20 protein-coding genes are annotated in these 17,981 nt (G+C 58.2%); 11 read left to right on the top strand and 9 right to left on the bottom strand.

The window, feature by feature from the left end; genetic code table 11:
* Positions 1-15: 15 nt before the first annotated feature.
* Positions 16-1,077, bottom strand: coding sequence for a haloacid dehalogenase-like hydrolase (locus NV64_RS01645; RefSeq protein ID WP_101505184.1), 1,062 nt, complete (start codon positions 1,075-1,077; stop codon positions 16-18).
* 192 nt (positions 1,078-1,269) lie between these two features.
* Between NV64_RS01645 and hda the strand changes: the two genes are divergently transcribed.
* Positions 1,270-1,971, top strand: coding sequence for a DnaA inactivator Hda (hda, locus tag NV64_RS01650; RefSeq protein ID WP_212411653.1), 702 nt, complete (start codon positions 1,270-1,272; stop codon positions 1,969-1,971).
* Positions 1,972-2,023: 52 nt separating this feature from the next.
* Here hda and arsC read toward each other — a convergent pair whose 3' ends face one another.
* Entirely contained in the window at positions 2,024-2,377 is a 354-nt protein-coding gene (gene arsC / locus NV64_RS01655; RefSeq protein WP_056239010.1) for an arsenate reductase (glutaredoxin), read from the bottom strand.
* A gap of 24 nt (positions 2,378-2,401) precedes the next feature.
* Positions 2,402-3,865 (bottom strand): M48 family metallopeptidase, encoded by a 1,464-nt coding sequence (locus NV64_RS01660; RefSeq protein ID WP_056239011.1) that lies wholly within the window; start codon positions 3,863-3,865, stop codon positions 2,402-2,404.
* A gap of 329 nt (positions 3,866-4,194) precedes the next feature.
* Here NV64_RS01660 and NV64_RS01665 point away from each other — a divergent pair, with 329 nt between their 5' ends.
* On the top strand, positions 4,195-5,799 hold the full coding sequence (locus tag NV64_RS01665) for a sensor domain-containing diguanylate cyclase (RefSeq protein ID WP_101505185.1): 1,605 nt from the start codon (positions 4,195-4,197) through the stop codon (positions 5,797-5,799).
* Between the two features lie 42 nt (positions 5,800-5,841).
* Here the strand turns inward: NV64_RS01665 and bcp are convergent, their stop codons facing one another.
* Entirely contained in the window at positions 5,842-6,309 is a 468-nt protein-coding gene (gene bcp, locus NV64_RS01670) for a thioredoxin-dependent thiol peroxidase (RefSeq protein WP_056239015.1), read from the bottom strand.
* Positions 6,310-6,380: 71 nt separating this feature from the next.
* Positions 6,381-6,932: a glycine cleavage system transcriptional repressor gene (locus NV64_RS01675; protein ID WP_056239017.1), complete on the bottom strand. Its 552-nt coding sequence runs from the start codon at positions 6,930-6,932 to the stop codon at positions 6,381-6,383.
* 143 nt (positions 6,933-7,075) lie between these two features.
* Between NV64_RS01675 and dapA the strand changes: the two genes are divergently transcribed.
* From dapA to ypfH, 6 genes are all read left to right on the top strand, one after another.
* Complete coding sequence (gene dapA, locus NV64_RS01680) at positions 7,076-7,954, top strand: 4-hydroxy-tetrahydrodipicolinate synthase (RefSeq protein WP_056239020.1); 879 nt, start codon at positions 7,076-7,078, stop codon at positions 7,952-7,954.
* 15 nt (positions 7,955-7,969) lie between these two features.
* The gene (gene bamC, locus NV64_RS01685; protein ID WP_056239022.1) at positions 7,970-8,998 is read left to right on the top strand and encodes an outer membrane protein assembly factor BamC; all 1,029 of its coding nucleotides are present in this window, start codon (positions 7,970-7,972) and stop codon (positions 8,996-8,998) included.
* A gap of 187 nt (positions 8,999-9,185) precedes the next feature.
* The gene (gene purC / locus NV64_RS01690) at positions 9,186-9,899 is read left to right on the top strand and encodes a phosphoribosylaminoimidazolesuccinocarboxamide synthase (RefSeq protein WP_056239714.1); all 714 of its coding nucleotides are present in this window, start codon (positions 9,186-9,188) and stop codon (positions 9,897-9,899) included.
* 202 nt (positions 9,900-10,101) lie between these two features.
* Complete coding sequence (locus NV64_RS01695) at positions 10,102-10,962, top strand: neutral zinc metallopeptidase (protein ID WP_056239026.1); 861 nt, start codon at positions 10,102-10,104, stop codon at positions 10,960-10,962.
* A gap of 6 nt (positions 10,963-10,968) precedes the next feature.
* Positions 10,969-13,206, top strand: a complete 2,238-nt coding sequence (locus NV64_RS01700; RefSeq protein ID WP_233208902.1) for a tRNA(Met) cytidine acetyltransferase TmcA — start codon at positions 10,969-10,971, stop codon at positions 13,204-13,206.
* A gap of 81 nt (positions 13,207-13,287) precedes the next feature.
* Positions 13,288-13,995, top strand: coding sequence for an esterase (gene ypfH, locus NV64_RS01705; RefSeq protein ID WP_101505186.1), 708 nt, complete (start codon positions 13,288-13,290; stop codon positions 13,993-13,995).
* A 38-nt stretch (positions 13,996-14,033) separates the two neighbouring features.
* On the opposite strand, the gene NV64_RS01710 is transcribed toward ypfH, so the two are convergent.
* Genes NV64_RS01710 through NV64_RS01720 form a run of 3 tightly spaced genes read right to left on the bottom strand, consistent with a single transcriptional unit; the run spans position 14,034 to position 15,746 of the window.
* On the bottom strand, positions 14,034-14,222 hold the full coding sequence (locus tag NV64_RS01710; protein ID WP_056239032.1) for a YpfN family protein: 189 nt from the start codon (positions 14,220-14,222) through the stop codon (positions 14,034-14,036).
* A gap of 10 nt (positions 14,223-14,232) precedes the next feature.
* Entirely contained in the window at positions 14,233-15,360 is a 1,128-nt protein-coding gene (dapE, locus tag NV64_RS01715; RefSeq protein WP_056239035.1) for a succinyl-diaminopimelate desuccinylase, read from the bottom strand.
* A 2-nt stretch (positions 15,361-15,362) separates the two neighbouring features.
* A complete protein-coding gene (locus NV64_RS01720; protein ID WP_056239038.1) occupies positions 15,363-15,746 on the bottom strand; it encodes an ArsC family reductase in 384 nt (127 codons plus the stop codon).
* A gap of 329 nt (positions 15,747-16,075) precedes the next feature.
* On the opposite strand from NV64_RS01720, the gene NV64_RS01725 reads away from it, so the two are divergent.
* Entirely contained in the window at positions 16,076-17,005 is a 930-nt protein-coding gene (locus NV64_RS01725) for an Rpn family recombination-promoting nuclease/putative transposase (protein ID WP_101505187.1), read from the top strand.
* A 298-nt stretch (positions 17,006-17,303) separates the two neighbouring features.
* Positions 17,304-17,498: a hypothetical protein gene (locus NV64_RS01730; RefSeq protein WP_056239045.1), complete on the top strand. Its 195-nt coding sequence runs from the start codon at positions 17,304-17,306 to the stop codon at positions 17,496-17,498.
* Between the two features lie 116 nt (positions 17,499-17,614).
* On the opposite strand, the gene NV64_RS23615 is transcribed toward NV64_RS01730, so the two are convergent.
* The gene (locus NV64_RS23615; RefSeq protein ID WP_162237202.1) at positions 17,615-17,863 is read right to left on the bottom strand and encodes a hypothetical protein; all 249 of its coding nucleotides are present in this window, start codon (positions 17,861-17,863) and stop codon (positions 17,615-17,617) included.
* A 26-nt stretch (positions 17,864-17,889) separates the two neighbouring features.
* Here NV64_RS23615 and ypfM point away from each other — a divergent pair, with 26 nt between their 5' ends.
* Complete coding sequence (gene ypfM / locus NV64_RS01740; protein WP_101505280.1) at positions 17,890-17,949, top strand: protein YpfM; 60 nt, start codon at positions 17,890-17,892, stop codon at positions 17,947-17,949.
* The last annotated feature ends 32 nt before the right edge of the window (positions 17,950-17,981 follow it).

A 17,981-nucleotide genomic window follows, 5' to 3' on the forward strand; every position in this document is an offset into this window, starting at 1 on the left:
TATTCATGCCGGCACCTATTGCAGTTCACTCTGCTGCACTATCACCCAGTTTTGCTCCCCGTCCGGCGTGGCGCCCGCTGCCTTCTGCCGGGAAACCACCTTCCTTAAAAACAGCTTCAGCCGGCTGCGTGTCTCCTCGCTGCGGTTGACCCACAGCCGCAGCCCACCCTGTGCCACGTTGGCCCCGTTCAGCAGCATAAACGTATCTGATCCAAGGGTATCGCCGCCCACCAGAATTGGCTTACGCCACTGATCGATATAGGCCAGAATGGTGCCCGCTTTGCCTTCGTACCAGGTCATCGGGCCGATCAGATAAGGGGTCAGTACCAGCCTGTCGTTGCCTCCGGGCGTATAAACTCCCGTACGGATCTGCTTACGCGCGGTGGTCAGTGCGCCGGTGACGGGATCGCGAAGCAGCGTGTTGATCCCCAGCACGTTTTCCGGCGGCACGTTATAACCGTACTGCGGATCGCTGGCGATGATCCTCGCCAGCTCTTCATGCGCGGCGCTGATGATATAGATGCGAATGCCATTCTCACGCAGCTTACTGAACAGCTCCTGCATACCCGGCAGCGGCTTTGGCGGCCAGACCAGGCCGGGATGTGGCTGGCCATTATGCATTTTCACTACCGCGATCGCTTTTTGCTCTTTCATCATTGCCGTGACAAATCCTTTCAGCTCGGCGATGGAAAAACCGGCAAAAATCTGCGCTGCCCACGGATAGCAGATCATTTCATCCTGTTCGCACAGGCGGTGGTAGTAACTAAAAAGACTCTCCGGCGCACCGGGACGATCGTCGAACGGCATCAGCTGCAGTGAAACCGGCATGGTTTTGCGCGTCAGCAGCTGGCGCTGTTCCAGCCAGGGGATCAGTGCTTCCTCAATATCATTCTGATCGATGGTATTATCGAGATCGAATACCGCAAATTCACCCTGGTTCGCGTGCTGTTTAATCAGAGCATTCAGCTGTGTTGCCTGTTTTTCCGGCCAGTGCTGCAGATCAGTTGCATAGCTGTTGAGAGCGGCGAGCAGGCTGAAAATCAGCAGCCCGCTGCGCAGCGAGGATAAATAAGACATAAACGCTCCCTGTTAACGCGTGGAGATAGTGACGAAACGAAATCATTGTCACTCTAAGGATTACAGACGCTATCGGCAATTGCCGATCGAGCCATAAACCCGGAGATCGCATTTCGGGTTAAGGTTTCATGATCGCAGGGGAGTTGTGGTAAACTTTTGCGGTTTTCTGCAAGCGTAAACCCTGAGGTGATTCTGAACACGCCGGCACAGCTTTCACTGCCACTTTATCTGCCCGACGACGAAACCTTTGCCAGCTTCTGGCCGGGGGAGAACCCTTCGCTGTTAGCGGCGCTCCAGGGCGCTTTACACCAGGAACACGGCAGCTATCTGTACTTCTGGTCGCGTCAGGGCGGGGGACGCAGCCATCTGCTGCACGCCGCCTGCGCCGAGCTGTCGGCTAAGGGCGAAGCGGTTGGCTATGTACCGCTGGATAAACGTACCTGGTTTGTGCCGGAAGTGCTGGACGGTATGGAGCAGCTGGCGCTGGTCTGTATTGACAATATTGAGTGCATCGCCGGGGATCAGCCGTGGGAAATGGCGATCTTCGATCTCTACAACCGCATTCTGGAAACCGGTAAAACCCGCCTGCTGATCACCGGCGATCGCCCACCGCGGCAGCTGAATCTGCAGCTGCCGGATCTGGCCTCTCGCCTCGACTGGGGGCAAATCTATAAACTACAGCCGCTCTCGGATGACGATAAGCTGCAGGCTCTGCAGCTGCGTGCACGACTGCGCGGGTTTGAGCTGCCTGAAGACGTCGGTCGTTTCCTGCTTAAACGGCTGGATCGCGAAATGCGCACGCTGTTTGTCACCCTCGATCAGCTGGACCGTGCCTCGATCAGCGCCCAGCGCAAACTGACCATTCCGTTTGTTAAGGAAGCGCTGGCGCTGTAACGGGTTGGTTTATTAACAACCCGCACTCACCGTAAACCGCCTCGCCCTTCTTTTACAGTATTTCCAGCACCTGTTCCGGCGGCCTGCCCAGCCGTGCTTTACCGTTGGCCACCACAATCGGACGCTCAATAAGCTGCGGGTGCGCGATTAACTCCTGCAACAACCGCGCTTCGCTCAGCGTTTCATCATGCAATCCCAGCTCTTTGCAGAGCGGTTCTTTACCGCGCAGCAGCTGACGCACGCTGCTGAATCCAAGCTGTTTCAACAGGATTTTCAGCGTCTCTGCATCCGGCGGATTTTGCAGATAGAGCACGATGTCCGGCTCAACGCCACGTTCATTCAGCAGCGCCAGCGTCTCACGGCTCTTTGAGCAGCGTGGATTATGATAAATCTGAACCTGTGACATGGTTCCCTTCCTCCTTAATACAAACTACGATTTCTGATACTGGCGGAAGCGCTGTTGCAGCTGCCGCAGCTGATCTATACGCGCATCGTAGCGCGCCTGTTTCAGGCTGCCGAGCGGAGACTGCGCGCTGGCGCTGCTCAGACTGCGGATCGCCTGATCCAGCTGGCCGTCCAGCGCCAGCCCTTCCGCACGCGCCGCCTGCTCTTCGTCCGACAGCCCCTGATCGGCGCTGGCCTTCGCCAGCAGATCCCAGCCGTTGGGATCATCCTTATTGGTGAACGTATAGCGATACAGCACCTTACTGGCGTTAGCCGGCTGTTTCGCTTCAACATAGGCATTCGCTAGGTTCAGCATCAGTACCGGGTTGCTGTTAATGCCCTTAGCAGCCAACAGCCGGTTAATGGCCTGCTGTGGCTGATGCAGGCCAATATCAATATCGGTCATGATATCCAGATACCACGGATTACCGGGCTGGCTGGCCAGCAGCGGGGCGATCTGTTTGCCGGCCTCAGCGAATTTGCTTTCGCCCAGCAGCAGTACCGCTTTACCATAGCGCGCCGCTGCCTGCTCGCGGGTATTGCCCTTCGCCAGGGTGGCAAGCAGGTCTTCGCCCAGCTGATTTTTGCCGGTGGCGAACATCCCCAGCGCGCGGACTTTGGCCATGTAGTAATCCTGTGACGACTGCACCACTACCGGCTTCATCTGGTTGGCGCGGTTACGCGCATCGGCCAGGCGGCTGTCCGGCAGCGGGTGGGTCAGCAGAATTTCCGGCGGTTTAGACGTAAACCGCGAGGCATCGGCCAGCTTCTGCAGGAAGGCCGGCATCGCTTCCGGGTCAAACCCCGCCCGCTGCAGCACCTGAATGCCAATGCGGTCAGCCTCCTGTTCGTTCTGCTGGGTAAAGCTGATTACCCCCTGCTGGGTGCCGGCCAGGGTGCCAGCCAGCCCCGCCATGCCCGCCTGAGGGCTGGCCATCGCCAGCAGAATCGACCCCAGCGCGCCGACCCAGGTCAGCGGAGCGCTGCGCTGCTGATCTTCCATTGCGCGCGCCAGATGGCGCTGGGTGACGTGCGAGATCTCATGCGCCATCACCGAGGCCAGCTGGCTTTCATTATCGCTGTAGCGGAACAGGGCAGAGTGCAGCACCACGTTGCCGCCGAAGAAGGCAAAGGCGTTAATTTCATCGTTGCGGATCAGATAAAAGTGGAACGGTGTCTTCACCGACCAGGCGTGGGAAACCAGCCGTTGCCCCAGCTGGTTGATGTACTGGCTAAGCAGCGGGTCATTAATGATCGGCGCGCTGCCGCGCAGCTGGCGCACGTAAAAGTCGCCCATCTGCAGTTCCTGGCCGATCGACAGCGTGGCGCCCGCGGTGGTGCCAATATCCGGCAGATTGTCGCTAATATCAGCGGCCACCGGCAGCGCGGGCAGGGCCGTGGCAGTCAGGATTGTTGCGGCCAACAGGCTTTTTTTCAATCGCATAAGCATAGGTAAACCCTAATAAGGACATCCAGATTTTAACGGCAAAACGCCGAAATGTTCTTTCCCGTGCCGCAACGCAGAGCACGTATTCCTGCCATCTTAACCATCAGGCGCGGTGATGGAAATGGCTAATGACCCGTTGCGATGCCCCCTCGACGGGAGCACCGAAAAACGCGTCCATTCTGTTACCGCGCTCACGTAAATTGTTTCCAAACCCGTACAGCCGTGTACAATTGACGGGCAATTCACCAGGGCATTACACACACGCTTATTACAACGCGCATAAAAAAATATTAAGGCGCTATCATGACATTTATCACAACGGTGAGCCGGTGATGAGGATTCTGCGCCTCAAAACCGACTTGCGCACCCTGATCACGCTGCTGGCGGTCGCCAGCATTGTGATTACGCTCGCCAATTCCCTGTACGCCAGCTGGCGGGTACAGCGCGACGTGCTGATCGGTAATACGCTGGAAGCAAACCGCGTTTACGCCACCAAGCTGGCCTCCACCACTGAACTGTTCTTCCAGCTGGCCCAGTCACAGCTGGCCTACAGTGCCAGAACGCTGAGTGAGGGCATCGACAACGATGCGACACTGCAGGCGGAAGTAGACCGGCTGCGTGAGCAAACCAACAGCTTTAACTCGGTGGTGATCGTTGACGCTAACGGCTGGGTCAAAGCGATCTCCCCTGAGTCGCTGATGCTGAAAGGCATGCACCTGAATTCGGGTGCCGCGCGCCAGGCGTTGTCACAGCGTAAGCCGTTGATCAGCGAGCCGACCATCTCTGCCGCCAGTAACCTGATGGTGTTTGTTTCCTGGCCCATCTGGTCGAAAACCGGCAGCTACCTGGGGTATGTTGGCGGCTCCATCTACCTGAAAAAGAAAAGTATTCTTAACGAGCTGTTGGGCGAACAGTTTTATCGTGACGGCTCGTCGCTGTTTGTGATTGATGCCGGCAATCGGGTGCTGTATCACCAGGACCCGCAGATGATCGGGCAAAAAATGCTGCCACCGGTCAGCGATGAACAACGTGCCCGCGAGGTCAACGGTTATCAGCGGGTAGCAGGCAGTAACGGCGAGCCGATGCTGGCCGGCTATGCCAGCGTGCCGGCCGCCGGCTGGACGATTGTGGCGTTGAAACCGGTCGCCGCCACCCTCACGCCGCTGAACAGCCTGCTGTTACAGGTGCTGAAACACTCGGTGCCGTTTGCGCTGCTGACGCTGATCATCGCCCTGCTGCTGGCGCGGCTGATTGCCATGCCGCTGTGGCAGCTGGCGCGTAAGGCCAGCAAAATGGACACCTCGGGCGTTTCGGGCGAGATCAACAGCATCCGCTCCTGGTACTATGAGGCCTCGCAAATCAAACGGGCAATGCTGGCCGGAATCAGCGTGATGCAGGATAAAATTGGCCGGCTGAAAAGTGAGGTGCAAACCGATCCGATGACCGGGCTGCTCAACCGCCGCGGTCTGAATGCGGTACTGGATTACTTCCTCGCTACCGCGCAGCCGTTTGCCGTACTGGCGCTGGATATTGATTTCTTCAAACGGGTAAATGATACCTGGGGCCACGACGTCGGTGATGAGGTGATCAAAGCGATTGCGGCTCAGCTGCAGCAGGGGGCGCGGCAGAGTGATGTAGTATGCCGTAACGGCGGTGAGGAGTTCCTGATGATCCTGCCCGCCGCCGATCGTGCGACGTCGCTGGCAATTGCGGAGCGGGTACGGATGCGGATTAGTGAGCGCTCACTGGAGCCGGTCGGCCACGTTACTATTTCGATTGGTGTTGCGTCGTGGTCTGCCGGCGGCGGCACCATGGAGCAGGCGTTTAAGCAGGCAGATGACGCGCTCTATCAGGCGAAAAATGCCGGGCGCAACCGCGTGACGCTGGCGGGCGGGTGCTCTGAACTACCTGCTGATAGCCACACTCTGACCCACTGAGGTCTGAAGCGGGCCGCAGGTGACCCTGCGGCCCGCTTACCGTCAGGCGCTTCTCAGGTAATCCATCACAATATCGTGGTGGTTACTGGTTTTGAAATCATCGAAGACTTTCTCAACCTTACCGTCAGTGCCCACGAGGAAGCTGATACGGTGGATCCCGTCATAGGTTTTACCCATAAAGGTCTTCTCGCCCCAGATACCAAACTGTTCACAAACCTGGTGATCTTCATCGGACAGCAGGGTGAAATTCAGCAGTTCTTTCTCAACAAAACGCGACAGTTTTTCCGGTTTATCGGTGCTGATCCCCAGCACATCAACGCCTGCTTGTTTCAGCTCATCCATGCTGTCGCGCAGACCACACGCCTGTACGGTGCAGCCCGGCGTCATCGCCTTCGGGTAGAAATAGACCAGAACGCGCTGTCCCTGGAAGTCGGCTAAATTAACTTGTTCGCCATCCTGATCGGGCAAACTAAATTTCGGTGCAACATCACCGGCTTTCAGTGGATTCATTACTACTCTCCGTATTTATTCGTCATGCTGTGGGTAAGATCCGAACGGTTTCTCATCAGGATGGTAGCCGATCAGGCACCATGATGAGAGACGGTCCTAATAGTGCCCTGAGCCTGAAGTTCTGTACATAGGCGGTTGAACGCTTGCTCGATAAATGAGGCATCCGGGCTGACGGGGCTGTGTGCCGTGATCTGAATATAGAGTAACGGGGGTTGGTTTTCATCCGCCGGCTGCGTGCGGGAAACCAGTTCTGCAATCGTCATCTGATGGCTGTCAAACAGGTCGGTAAACCGCTCGATGATGTGCGGCGAGTCGGCCACTTCAACCTGCACCCACACGGTGGCCGGCATCGGCGGACGTGGGGTAGCATGCGTGCGCTTCATCACGATCAACAGCTCCAGCTCGGCCCCTTTTAACGGCAGGGTCGACTCAATCAGGGTGATGGCGTTCCAGCTGCCGGAAAGCAGCATGATAAAGGTGAACTCATCGCCAAGCATAGCCAGCCGGCTATCCTCGATATTACATCCGCAGCTGCTGACGTGGCGGGTAATGGCATTAACGATGCCGGGGCGGTCAACCCCCAGCGCGGTGATAACCAGATGCTGTTGTGAAGAGTGTGGCAAAATCGGGCTTCCTGTCTAAAAACTAATAACCCTAAGGTAAACATAAAAAAAACTGCTGACAAGCGCCTGAGCCGCCTTGTCCCCTTGCTTTTATGACGTGCTCCCCCGTACCATGAAGCACTTGTTTGTGGAGGGAATGACCAATGTTTACGGGAAGTCTTGTAGCGATCATCACGCCAATGGATGACAAAGGCAACGTTTGCCGTGCGAGCCTGAAAAAACTGATTGATTACCATGTTGCCAGCGGAACCGCGGCAATTGTTTCTGTAGGAACCACCGGCGAATCTGCCACCCTGAGCCATGAAGAGCACGGCGACGTGGTAATGCTGACGCTGGAACTCGCTGACGGTCGCATTCCGATCATTGCCGGCACCGGGGCCAATGCCACTGCCGAGGGCGTTTCTCTCACTAAACGTTTTAATAATTCAGGGGTTATTGGCTGCCTGTCAGTGACGCCTTACTATAACCGTCCGACGCAGGAAGGGTTGTACCAGCACTTTAAAACGATTGCTGAAAGCACCGACCTGCCGCAGATGCTGTATAACGTTCCTTCCCGTACCGGCTGCGATCTGCTGCCGGAAACCGTGGGTCGCCTGGCTAAAATTAAAAATATTATCGGAATCAAAGAAGCCACCGGGAACTTATCGCGGGTTAGTCAGATCCAAGAGCTGGTTGATGAAGACTTTGTGCTGGTTAGCGGCGATGACGCAACGGCGCTGGACTTTATGCAACTGGGCGGCCACGGGGTGATTTCGGTGACGGCGAACATCGCCGCGCGTGAAATGGTTGAACTTTGCGCTCTGGCAAAAGAGGGCAGGTTTGCCGACGCGCGCCGCCTGAACCAGCGCCTGATGCACCTGCATCAGAAGCTGTTTGTTGAACCCAATCCTATTCCGGTCAAGTGGGCTGCGAAGCGTTTAGGATTAATTGCAACCGACACGCTGCGTCTGCCAATGACGCCGCTGACCGATGCCGGTGGTCCGGTTGTAGAGCAGGCGCTGATCAAAGCCGGCCTGCTGTAAATTTAGGGAGAAGTAATGGCTTACTCAGTACAAAAGTCCACGGTAGCGAAAGCGGTGGGGCTGTCGTTAGTGATGCTGCTGGCAGCATGTTCAAGCGACCAGCGTTATAAGCGTCAGGTTAGCGGTGATGAATCCTACCTGAAATCGCCGGAGCTCCGCGATCTGCACGCACCTGCGGGCATGATCCTGCCGGTGGAAAATGGCGATTATGAGATCCCATCCGCAAGCAGTCAGGGCCAGGTCGGTAAGCAACTGGATATTCGTCCGCCGTCCCAGACGCTGGCGCTAATGAACGGCACCCGCACCCAGTTTGCCGGCAACAGCGGAATTCTGCTGGTGGACAGCCGCAGCGGTTCACTGTGGCCGCAGGTGGTAAGTGCGGTGGAAGCGGCGAAGTTCCCGGTTGCCAGCCGTCAGGATGCCAGCCAGTCGCTGACCACTGACTGGGTGCAGTGGAACCGTGCCGATGAAGACCATCAGTACCGTGGCCGTTACCAGATAAGCGTGCAGCAGCAGGGTTATCAGCAGGCGCTGACCGTCAAGCTGCTGGAGCTGGAGCAGGAAGGTAAAGCCGTTAATTCGCCGGTGCAGCTGCAGCGTTACACCGCGCAGATGCTGAACGAAATCAGCACCGGCCTGGATAAAGACGAAACACGCCGTGAAGATGCCGCCGCTAATCGCAGCGTCAGCCAGATCGACGTGCAGAGTGGTGCCGATGATACCGGCCTGCCAAACCTGATCGTCCGCGCACCGTTTAACGCGGTCTGGCAGCGTCTGCCGGCCACGCTGAACCGTGTCGGCATGGAAGTGACTGACAGCAACCGTTCACAGGGCAGCCTGGAGGTTACCTACAAGGCACCGTCCGACAGCACCTGGGATACCCTGGGCGCGAAAGACCCGCAGTTGACTAACGGCAAGTACAAGCTGCAGGTCGGTGACCTCGACAACCGCAGCAGCCTGCAGTTCCTCGATCCGAAGGGGCATCCGCTCACCCAGTCGCAGAACGATGCGCTGGTGGCCGTGTTCCAGGCGGCATTCAGGTAAGCCAGAAGGCCGGGAGAAATCCCGGCCTTTTTTTATTTCTTTTCAGTTTACGTAAACGATTGCTTCGGTTTTTAAGCCGGGGCACATATAATTCCCCCGCAGAAAATTTGTAGCGGTTGGCGATGCCGACCCGACAGTATTCACTACCCGGTCGATGTTCAGGGTACTCACGTTGGAGTTAAACAAGATGCAAAAAAAAGCTGAGTTGTATCGCGGCAAAGCGAAAACCGTTTACAGCACCGAAAACCCGGATCTGTTGGTACTCGAATTCCGTAATGATACGTCAGCGCTGGACGGTGAGCGTATCGAGCAGTTTGATCGTAAGGGAATGATTAACAATAAGTTCAATCACTTCATCATGACCAGACTGCAGGAAGCCGGTATCCCAACGCAGATGGAAGCCCTGCTTTCAGATAACGAAGCGCTGGTGAAAAAGCTGGATATGGTGCCGGTAGAGTGCGTAGTGCGTAACCGTGCTGCCGGCTCGCTGGTGAAGCGTCTGGGTGTGGAAGAGGGCCTGATCCTTAACCCGCCACTGTTTGACCTGTTCCTGAAAGACGATGCCAAACACGATCCGATGGTCAATGAGTCTTACTGCGAGACCTTCGGCTGGGTGAACAAAGAGAACCTGGCGCGGATGCGCGAACTGACCTATAAGGCCAACGACGTGCTGAGCAAGCTGTTCGCCGACGCTGGCCTGATCCTCGTTGACTTCAAGCTGGAGTTTGGCCTGTTTAACGGTGAAGTGGTGCTCGGCGATGAGTTCTCGCCGGACGGTGCCCGCCTGTGGGACAAAGAGACCCTTGAGAAGCTGGACAAAGACCGTTACCGTCAGAGCCTCGGTGGCCTGATTGAAGCCTACGAAGAAGTGGCTAATCGTCTCGGCGTGAAGCTCGACTAACGCCGCGCCATCTTTCCTCCGGGTAAGCAGCCCTTTCCCCGCCTGACCGGCGTGGAAAGGGCGTCTGTTTTCGCTATCTGGCAGGGTGGGTCTGGTGTCTGCCCTGTGCTCCTCCCATCGTTAACGCCTTTGCCGCTGGTTTTCCCCCCCAGGCACGACTAGAATTGCCCTATCAAACGCACTGAACATCAAAGAGGCCGCTATGCGCTGGCAGGGACGTCGCGAAAGCGACAATGTGGAAGACCGACGTAACCAGTCGGGTAGCGTCGGCGGTGGGCGTATGCGCATTCCGCGCGGCAAGGGCGGTATTGTTTTGCTGCTGCTGGTGATGGTGGCCGGCTACTACGGCTACGACCTTACGCCGCTGCTAACCGGCGACGGCAGCTCGCTGTCGCAGAGCGGCCAGCAACAGCAGCGCAGCACGCCGCAGGATGACGAAGCGGCGCGCTTCAGCCGTACCATCTTCGCCTTTACCGAAGATACCTGGCAGCAGCTGTTTAAGCAGATGGACAAACCCTGGCAGCCGCCGGTGCTGGTGATGTACCGCAACCAGACCGCCACCGCCTGCGGCACCGGCCAGTCGGCGATGGGGCCATTCTACTGCCCGGCGGACAGCAAAGTGTATATCGACCTCTCTTTTTACGACGAAATGAAAACCAAACTCGGCGCGGGCGGCGAATTTGCGCAGGCCTACGTGATTGCGCACGAGGTTGGGCACCACGTGCAGCACCTGCTGGGCATTGAGCAACGCGTGCGGCAGATGCAGCAGGGCGCCAGCCAGACGCAGATTAATCAGCTGTCGGTGAAGATGGAGCTGCAGGCGGACTGTTTTGCCGGCGTCTGGGGGCACTACATGATGAAAGAGAATATCCTGGAGGAAGGGGATCTGGCGTCAGCGCTGAATGCGGCTGAGGCGATCGGCGATGACAGACTGCAGCAGCGTGGGCAGGGGCAGGTGGTGCCGGACAGCTTCACCCACGGTACCTCACAGCAGCGCCAGACCTGGTTTAAACAGGGCTTTGACAGCGGCAACCCCGCGCAGTGCAACACCTTTAGCGGGTAAGCGGCGATGGATTTGCAGGACGCCACCGCGCAGCTGCTGCTGCAGGGCTGGCGGCGGCTGCTGGTAATCAGCGGTGACGACACCTGGGTGGCCCAGCGTGCGCAGGCGGTGATGGCGCAGCTGCCGGGCGACTGGCTTTATGTGGGGGATATGCCGCCCGGCGCTGCGCCGTCCGTTGCGGCATCATATTCCCGGCGATATGTTGTTGCCCCCGGTGCGGCCACGTCAGACGATCGCTGCAGTGAGGACGTTACAGAGAGTCTTCCGCGACAACCTGCGCACTGCTTACCTTCTGCGGTACGCACCCTACTTGGCCGCGAGTTTCAGCACGCGGTGTTTGATGCCCGACGCGGATTTCACGCTGAGGCGCTGGCCGCGCTGGCCGGCACGCTGCGCGCCGGCAGCTGGCTGCTGCTGCTGGTACCGGAGTGGCACGGCTGGCCGCAGCAGGCGGATGAAGACTCGCTGCGCTGGAGTGAAGGCGCAGAGCCGCAGTCCAGCCCACGCTTTGTTCGGCGGCTGCAGCGGCTGATGCTTGAGGACCCGCGCGTGGCGGTCTGGCGGCAGCATGCGCCGCTGGCGCTTTCCCCACTGCCCACCGCGCCCGCCTGGCTGCCCGACAACAGCCAGCAGCAGCAGATCCTTGCACAGCTGTTGCGTAGCCCGCCCGGCATCCAGGTGCTGACTGCCCCGCGCGGGCGTGGAAAATCGGCGCTGGCCGGCCTGCTTGCCGCCCGCTGGCCGGGGCGCTGCCTGGTCACCGCGCCGGCCAGGGTGGCTACCGACGTACTGGCGCAGTTTGCCGGTGAGGCGTTTCACTTTATCGCGCCGGATCGGCTCTTAGCTGAGATGAACAGCGCTGCTGATTCAGCGGCTGCAACGGGGCCGAATGCGCTTCAGCCCATGCCATTACCCTCTGATGGCTGCCCGCCGATGAAAAAGGGCGTTATGACCGGGCCAGCCCCGCAGCCACCCGCAGCAACCCGGTTCTCTCATTTTTCTGCCGACTGGCTGCTGATTGATGAGGCGGCGGCGATCCCCGCTCCGATTCTCCAGCAGCTGGTCACCCGCTTCCCGCGCGTGCTGCTGACCACCACCGTGCAGGGCTATGAGGGCACCGGACGCGGCTTCCTGCTGAAGTTCTGCGCGGCGCTGCCGGAATGCCACTACTGGCGGCTGGATCCTGCGCTGCGCTGGGCGGCCGACGACCCGCTGGAAGCGTTTATCTCTGAGGCGCTGCTGCTGGACGATCGGGTGGCGGATGCCCCGGCGTGCGTCACCCGCTATCTGCCGCTTGAACAAGCGGACTGGGCGCGGCAGCCGCAACTTATGGCCGCAGTCTATCAACTGCTGACCAGCGCCCATTACCGTACCTCGCCGCTCGATTTACGGCGGATGATGGATGCGCCGGGGCAGCACTTTATCGCCGCGCAGCGTGAACACACGGTGCAGGGGGCGTTATGGCTGGTGGAGGAGGGCGGACTGCCTGCAGCGCTGGCCGACGCGGTGTGGGCCGGGCTGCGCCGCCCGCGCGGAAACCTGCTGGCGCAGTCGCTGGCGGCGCACGCGGGCTTCAGCGTTGCGGCTCAGCTGCGCTCGCGGCGCATCAGCCGTATCGCCGTGGCCGCGCCGCTGCGCGGTCAGGGGATCGGCCAGCAGCTGGTGGCGCACGCGCTGCAGGCGGCTGCGCGGCTGGACTACCTTTCGGTCAGCTTCGGCTTTACCGCCGGGCTGTGGCAGTTCTGGCAGCGCTGCGGCTTCCTGCTGGTGCGCATCGGCAGCCAGCGCGAAGCCAGCAGCGGCTGCTACACCGCAATGGCGATCCTGCCCCTGAGCGAAGCGGGCCACCAGCTGGCGCAGCTGGCGCAACGGCGACTGGAGCGCGAAGGCTACTGGCTGCGCCAGTGGCTGGACGATCCGGCACTGCCGCTGGCGGCTGGCGGCGATAATCAGCTGGAAGAAGACGACTGGCGCGAACTGGCCGGCTTCGCCTGGGCGCACCGGCCGTGGGAGGCCAGCCTTGCGGCGCTGGGGCGGCTGGTCAGCCAGCCTGATAGCGGGTTACCGCTGCTGCGGGCGCTGATGCTGGAAAAGCGCAGCCCGGCGCAGATCTGCCAGCAATATGGCCTGAGCGGCCGTAAGGCGCTGCTGGCCGCCTGGCGTCAGGAGGCGCAGCAGGGGCTGCAGACGCAGGACCCGCAGCGGGCATCCGCCTGGCGTGAGTGGGTGGGTTCGTTGCAATAAATTCACTAACCCGGTCAAAAATTCCCAGTTTTCTTTGTCCGTAGCGGGCGTATGATCCTGCCAGCACTTAAGGAGAACACCATGAACGATAACCACGAACGCCACCACGTGGTGGTGCAACAGCCGTCGCTGCCGGCCACGCAGCTGTTTCTGCTCTACCATGCGGCGGGGGATAACCCGGTGGCGATGGGCCAGATCGGCCGCTGGTTTGCCGGCGCCTTCCCGCGTGCGCTGGTGGTCAGCCTTGGCGGGCCGCAGCAGGCGCCCGACGGCGGCTATCAGTGGTTCACACCGCTCAGCGCTGAGGATGACGACCCTCAGCCGCGGGTGGATGCGGTGATGTCGACCTTTATCGCCGGCGTCCGCCACTGGCAGCAGCTGAGTGGCTTACGGGCTGACGCCACCGCGCTGGTCGGTTTCGCCCAAGGGGCCACGATGGTACTGGAAGCGGTTAAAGCGCAGCCAGAGCTGGCCGGGCGGGTGGTGGCCTTTAGCGGCGGCTACGCCACGCTGCCGCTGCGCGCGGACAACCGTACCACCATCCATCTGATCCACGGTGATGACGACCGGGTGATGCCGCTGACTCACGCGGTTGAGGCGGATGAGCGTGTAACCGCGCTGGGCGGCGACGTCACCCTGGATATCGTCGACGATCTGCCGCACGCCATCGACGACCGTGCGATGCAGTTTGCTCTCCACCGCCTGCAGACCACCGTGCCGCGCCGCTACTTCGATGAAGCGCTCGGCGGCGGTAAGCCGGGCGAAGATGATGTGATTACGCTGATGTAATACGCAAAGGGCCAGCGCCGCTGGCCCTTATGAGAGGATTACTTCTTCTTCGGCCAGTCGTCTTCGTCATCCCACTTGTGGTTGAAATCACGATGTGGCGGCAGCTCGGGACGGTTATCCATATACTTTTTATGATCGATGCGCTTCAGATCTTTATAGACGTTCATCAGAATGCCGACCATCAGCAGGATCACCAGGATCCACCAGTACTCTTTTAAAAATTCCATCGTTTCACCTTTATGCGATCAACTGCTCCATAATGCGCTGATACATGCGGCTCAGCAGCTGCAGATCGGCGGCCTTCACGCACTCATTGATCTTATGAATGGTGGCATTTACCGGACCCAGCTCCACCACCTGCGCACCCATACGGGCAATAAAGCGCCCGTCGGAGGTGCCGCCGGTGGTCTGCAACTGGGGCTTGATCTCATTATAGTGCTCAACGGCGTTAACCACCGCATCCACCAGCTTGCCGCGTGACGTCAGGAACGGCTGGCCGGAGACATTCCACTCAATGCTGTAGCGCAGCTGGTGACGATCCAGCAGTTCCTGCACACGCTGTTTGATCAGCGCGTCGGTCAGTTGGGTGCTGAAGCGGAAATTAAACTGCACAAAGAAGTCACCGGGGATCACATTGTTGCTGCCGGTACCGGCCTGCACGTTAGCAATCTGCATGCTGGTCGGTGGGAAGAACTCGTTACCCTGGTCCCACACGGTAGCCACCAGCTCATTCAGTGCCGGCATCGCCCGGTGGACCGGATTATCGGCCAGGTGTGGGTAGGCAACATGCCCCTGCACGCCATGGATCGTCAGGCTGGCGGTCATCGAGCCACGACGGCCGTTTTTCACCACGTCGCCGACCACCTCGGTGCTGGATGGCTCAGCAACCAGGCAGTAGTCCAGGCGCTCGTTACGCGCCATCAGCGCTTCCACCACCTTAACCGTGCCGTTAACCGCGCTGGCCTCTTCATCAGAGGTGATCAGAAACGCCAGACGGCCTTTATGCTGTGGGTTTGATGCCACAAAACGTTCGGCTGCCACTACCATCGCCGCCAGCGAGCCTTTCATATCGGCGGCACCGCGGCCAAACAGCATGCCGTCGCGGATGGTCGGTTCAAACGGCGGGTTGATCCAGCGGCTGGCGTCACCGGTGGGTACCACGTCGGTATGGCCGGCAAAGGCGAGGGTTTCCCCCTGGCCGCGCCACGCCCAGAAGTTCAGCGTATCGCCAAAGGTCATCGGTTCAATGGTGAAGCCCAGCGCCTGCAGGCGCGCAATCAGAATGGCCTGACAACCGGCATCATCGGGGCTGAGGGAAGGGCGACGAATAAGCTGCTGCGTCAGCTCAATGACCGGACAGTACATAATTAGGGCTTCTCCTGGATAAACGACGAGTAAGTGGCTTCACTAAAGCCCAGCAGCATAGAGCCCTGTGCGTTGCAGAGCAACGGGCGTTTGATGATTGACGGCTGCGCCAGCATCACTTCCTGCGCGGCTGCTGCATTATTCACCGCATTACGCGTCGCCTCATCCAGTTTACGCCAGGTGGTACCGCGGGTATTAAGCAGCGCCTCCCAGCCAAGCACCTCAACGAAGCGGGCTAACAGCGCCGCATCCAGCCCGTCGGCGCGGTAATCATGAAACCGGTAGTCAACGCCCTGGCTCTCCAGGTACTTGCGCGCTTTTTTGATGGTATCGCAGTTTTTGATGCCGTACATGGTCAGCACATTGTTTTCATTATTGTTGTTCATTGAGTCCCCTGTCGAATGATGGCGCAACAGCTACGGTCTTAGCGCGCTGGGCAGAAAGTCGTAACATGCTGCGGGATGAGGAAGATCATGCACCATGCGCAGGGATTGATCCATCTCTGACGGGAATCGTTCCGCTTGTTTGCACAACAGGGGGTCACCACTGAACGCCACCACTGTACGCAAAGGTTCATGCACCTTGTCGTCCTGAAGAGGCCTTTAACGTCTCAGTTCGTCGCTAAAATTCAAGAAATTACGATTCAATTAATTTGAAATAAGCCGATGCTTATAAGTTCGCGAAACAGGAAGTACTGATACAACAGGGAGGTAAGATGAAGAAAACAACGGCGATACCTCATGATGCTACCTTCAAAGCTTTTCTCACCCACCCGGAAACGGCGCGTGAGTTTATCGAGCTGCATTTGCCGGCAGAATACCGGGCTGTTTGCGATCTCAGTTCGCTTAAGCTTGAGTCAGGCAGTTTTGTAGAGAGGAGCCTGCACGCCTTCTACAGTGACGTGCTATACAGCCTGAAGACCCGCACTGGCGACGGCTACATCCACGTTTTGATCGAGCATCAGTCTACGCCGGACAAAATGATGGCATTTCGGATGATGCGTTACGCGGTGGCGGCGATGCAGCGTCATCTGGAAGCGGGCCATCGGGCGCTGCCACTGGTGATACCGATTTTGTTTTATACCGGTAAGCGCAGCCCCTATCCTCATTCAACTAACTGGCTGCAGGCATTCGACGACCCACAGCTGGCTGGTCGGCTCTACAGTGGTGATTTTCCGCTTGTTGATGTGACAGTGATCCCTGATGATGAAATTATGAATCATCGCAGCATGGCTGCGCTGACCTTGATTCAAAAGCATATCCATCAGCGCGATCTCGCTGAGCTGCTTGACCGACTGGCTACGATCCTGATAGCGGGTCATATTACGGGACAACAGCTGGTCACGTTGATAAACTATATTACTCAGGCAGGTGAGGCAAAAGATGCCGAAGCCTTCTTACGCGGACTGGCGCAGAAAGTGCCACAGCATGAGGAAGAACTGATGACTATCGCACAGCAACTTGAACAAAAAGGTCTGGAGAAAGGTCTGGAGAAAGGTCTGGAGAAAGGGATCCTGCTTGGTGAGCAGAAAGGTCGCCTGGAAAGCAAACTCGAAATTGCTGGGAGGTTGCTTCTGTCAGGGATGCCACGGGTTTCGGTTCAGGAGCTTACGGGCCTTTCCGATGATGAGCTTGCGCGCATTTAGTACCACCCTGTCGGGCAGGCGTTAACCTGCTCCCAAAGCCCCTCAGGCATTGATATACAGTGGTGCTTACCGATGCCATTTCCCTGATGTCATCTCCGTAAGATGTTCTCCTATGGCACCACATCCCTCAGGCTACAAGCAACTGTGGCCGTTAATGCTGGCAAAGCCCATTCTCAGACTTTCGTACCCTTCTGTTTTTTGTGGGATTCATCTATATTCGGATCTGGCTCAATGCATGACCACAAAAACGAGCGCAACATCCACAGGGTAGAGAACCCGTATCAGGAGGAAGGGAGCGATGAACTATCTGAAAGAGTCAGCCGCGCATACGGTTGAAGAGACGCAGTCCAGCATTGTGATTACCCGTAAAAAACTGTCGCGTTGCGATGATTTCGCACTGGTTGTCGATGCGGTGATCAAGGATCATCCGGATGCTAAAACCCACATCGACAGCGACAGCGGCGGCTACGATAAAGTGATCATCCTGAAGTAATGCCTTTACGGCCCCCGTAGCGGGGTCGGTAAACTCTTCCATGTAATCCTCAACGCGGCAGCTGAACGCCACCAGATATCCTACAGTCCGGCTGGTAAACGTCGCCAGATATCCCCTCAACGAAGCCAATCCACCGCCCGCCGCGTTTGGCATCCTTCGGCTGCTCGCTGAACAGGGGCAGACAATGGGCCATGGCATCCGCTCCAGCCATTGACAGCAAGCTTACCCGGATAATCCCCTGCGAAATCATCAGCAACGGAATGTGCGCCACCCCACAAATCGTTCAATAAACCGGCATAAATGGTTTCAGCGATAGCAGCAAATGAAATTTCCGTATTTTCTTTGCACAAAAAAGCAACTATCATGGCCCCACAATAAAAGTGAGGACGTTATGATTGATTTAGAACTAGGGAACTGGAAAGACTTTATTGAAGCGATGTTACGCAAGTAATTGGCTTCAGCTAAGAAAAGCGCGGCGACGTT

It is taken from the genome of Erwinia sp. B116 (assembly GCF_002865965.1).
Classification (GTDB): Bacteria; Pseudomonadota; Gammaproteobacteria; order Enterobacterales; family Enterobacteriaceae; genus Erwinia.

Excerpts from the sequence above, each read along its gene's own strand:
- NV64_RS01720 (WP_056239038.1), bottom strand. The coding sequence starts at position 15,746 with ATGAACAACAATAATGAAAACAATGTGCTGACCATGTACGGCATCAAA.
- NV64_RS23615 (WP_162237202.1), bottom strand. The coding sequence starts at position 17,863 with ATGATAGTTGCTTTTTTGTGCAAAGAAAATACGGAAATTTCATTTGCT.
- NV64_RS01665 (WP_101505185.1), top strand. The coding sequence starts at position 4,195 with ATGAGGATTCTGCGCCTCAAAACCGACTTGCGCACCCTGATCACGCTG.
- bcp (WP_056239015.1), bottom strand. The coding sequence starts at position 6,309 with ATGAATCCACTGAAAGCCGGTGATGTTGCACCGAAATTTAGTTTGCCC.
- NV64_RS01700 (WP_233208902.1), top strand. The coding sequence starts at position 10,969 with ATGGATTTGCAGGACGCCACCGCGCAGCTGCTGCTGCAGGGCTGGCGG.
- NV64_RS01695 (WP_056239026.1), top strand. The coding sequence starts at position 10,102 with ATGCGCTGGCAGGGACGTCGCGAAAGCGACAATGTGGAAGACCGACGT.
- dapE (WP_056239035.1), bottom strand. The coding sequence starts at position 15,360 with ATGTACTGTCCGGTCATTGAGCTGACGCAGCAGCTTATTCGTCGCCCT.
- ypfH (WP_101505186.1), top strand. The coding sequence starts at position 13,288 with ATGAACGATAACCACGAACGCCACCACGTGGTGGTGCAACAGCCGTCG.
- NV64_RS01710 (WP_056239032.1), bottom strand. The coding sequence starts at position 14,222 with ATGGAATTTTTAAAAGAGTACTGGTGGATCCTGGTGATCCTGCTGATG.
- purC (WP_056239714.1), top strand. The coding sequence starts at position 9,186 with ATGCAAAAAAAAGCTGAGTTGTATCGCGGCAAAGCGAAAACCGTTTAC.
- dapA (WP_056239020.1), top strand. The coding sequence starts at position 7,076 with ATGTTTACGGGAAGTCTTGTAGCGATCATCACGCCAATGGATGACAAA.
- NV64_RS01730 (WP_056239045.1), top strand. The coding sequence starts at position 17,304 with ATGAACTATCTGAAAGAGTCAGCCGCGCATACGGTTGAAGAGACGCAG.
- arsC (WP_056239010.1), bottom strand. The coding sequence starts at position 2,377 with ATGTCACAGGTTCAGATTTATCATAATCCACGCTGCTCAAAGAGCCGT.
- NV64_RS01660 (WP_056239011.1), bottom strand. The coding sequence starts at position 3,865 with ATGCTTATGCGATTGAAAAAAAGCCTGTTGGCCGCAACAATCCTGACT.
- NV64_RS01725 (WP_101505187.1), top strand. The coding sequence starts at position 16,076 with ATGAAGAAAACAACGGCGATACCTCATGATGCTACCTTCAAAGCTTTT.
- bamC (WP_056239022.1), top strand. The coding sequence starts at position 7,970 with ATGGCTTACTCAGTACAAAAGTCCACGGTAGCGAAAGCGGTGGGGCTG.
- NV64_RS01645 (WP_101505184.1), bottom strand. The coding sequence starts at position 1,077 with ATGTCTTATTTATCCTCGCTGCGCAGCGGGCTGCTGATTTTCAGCCTG.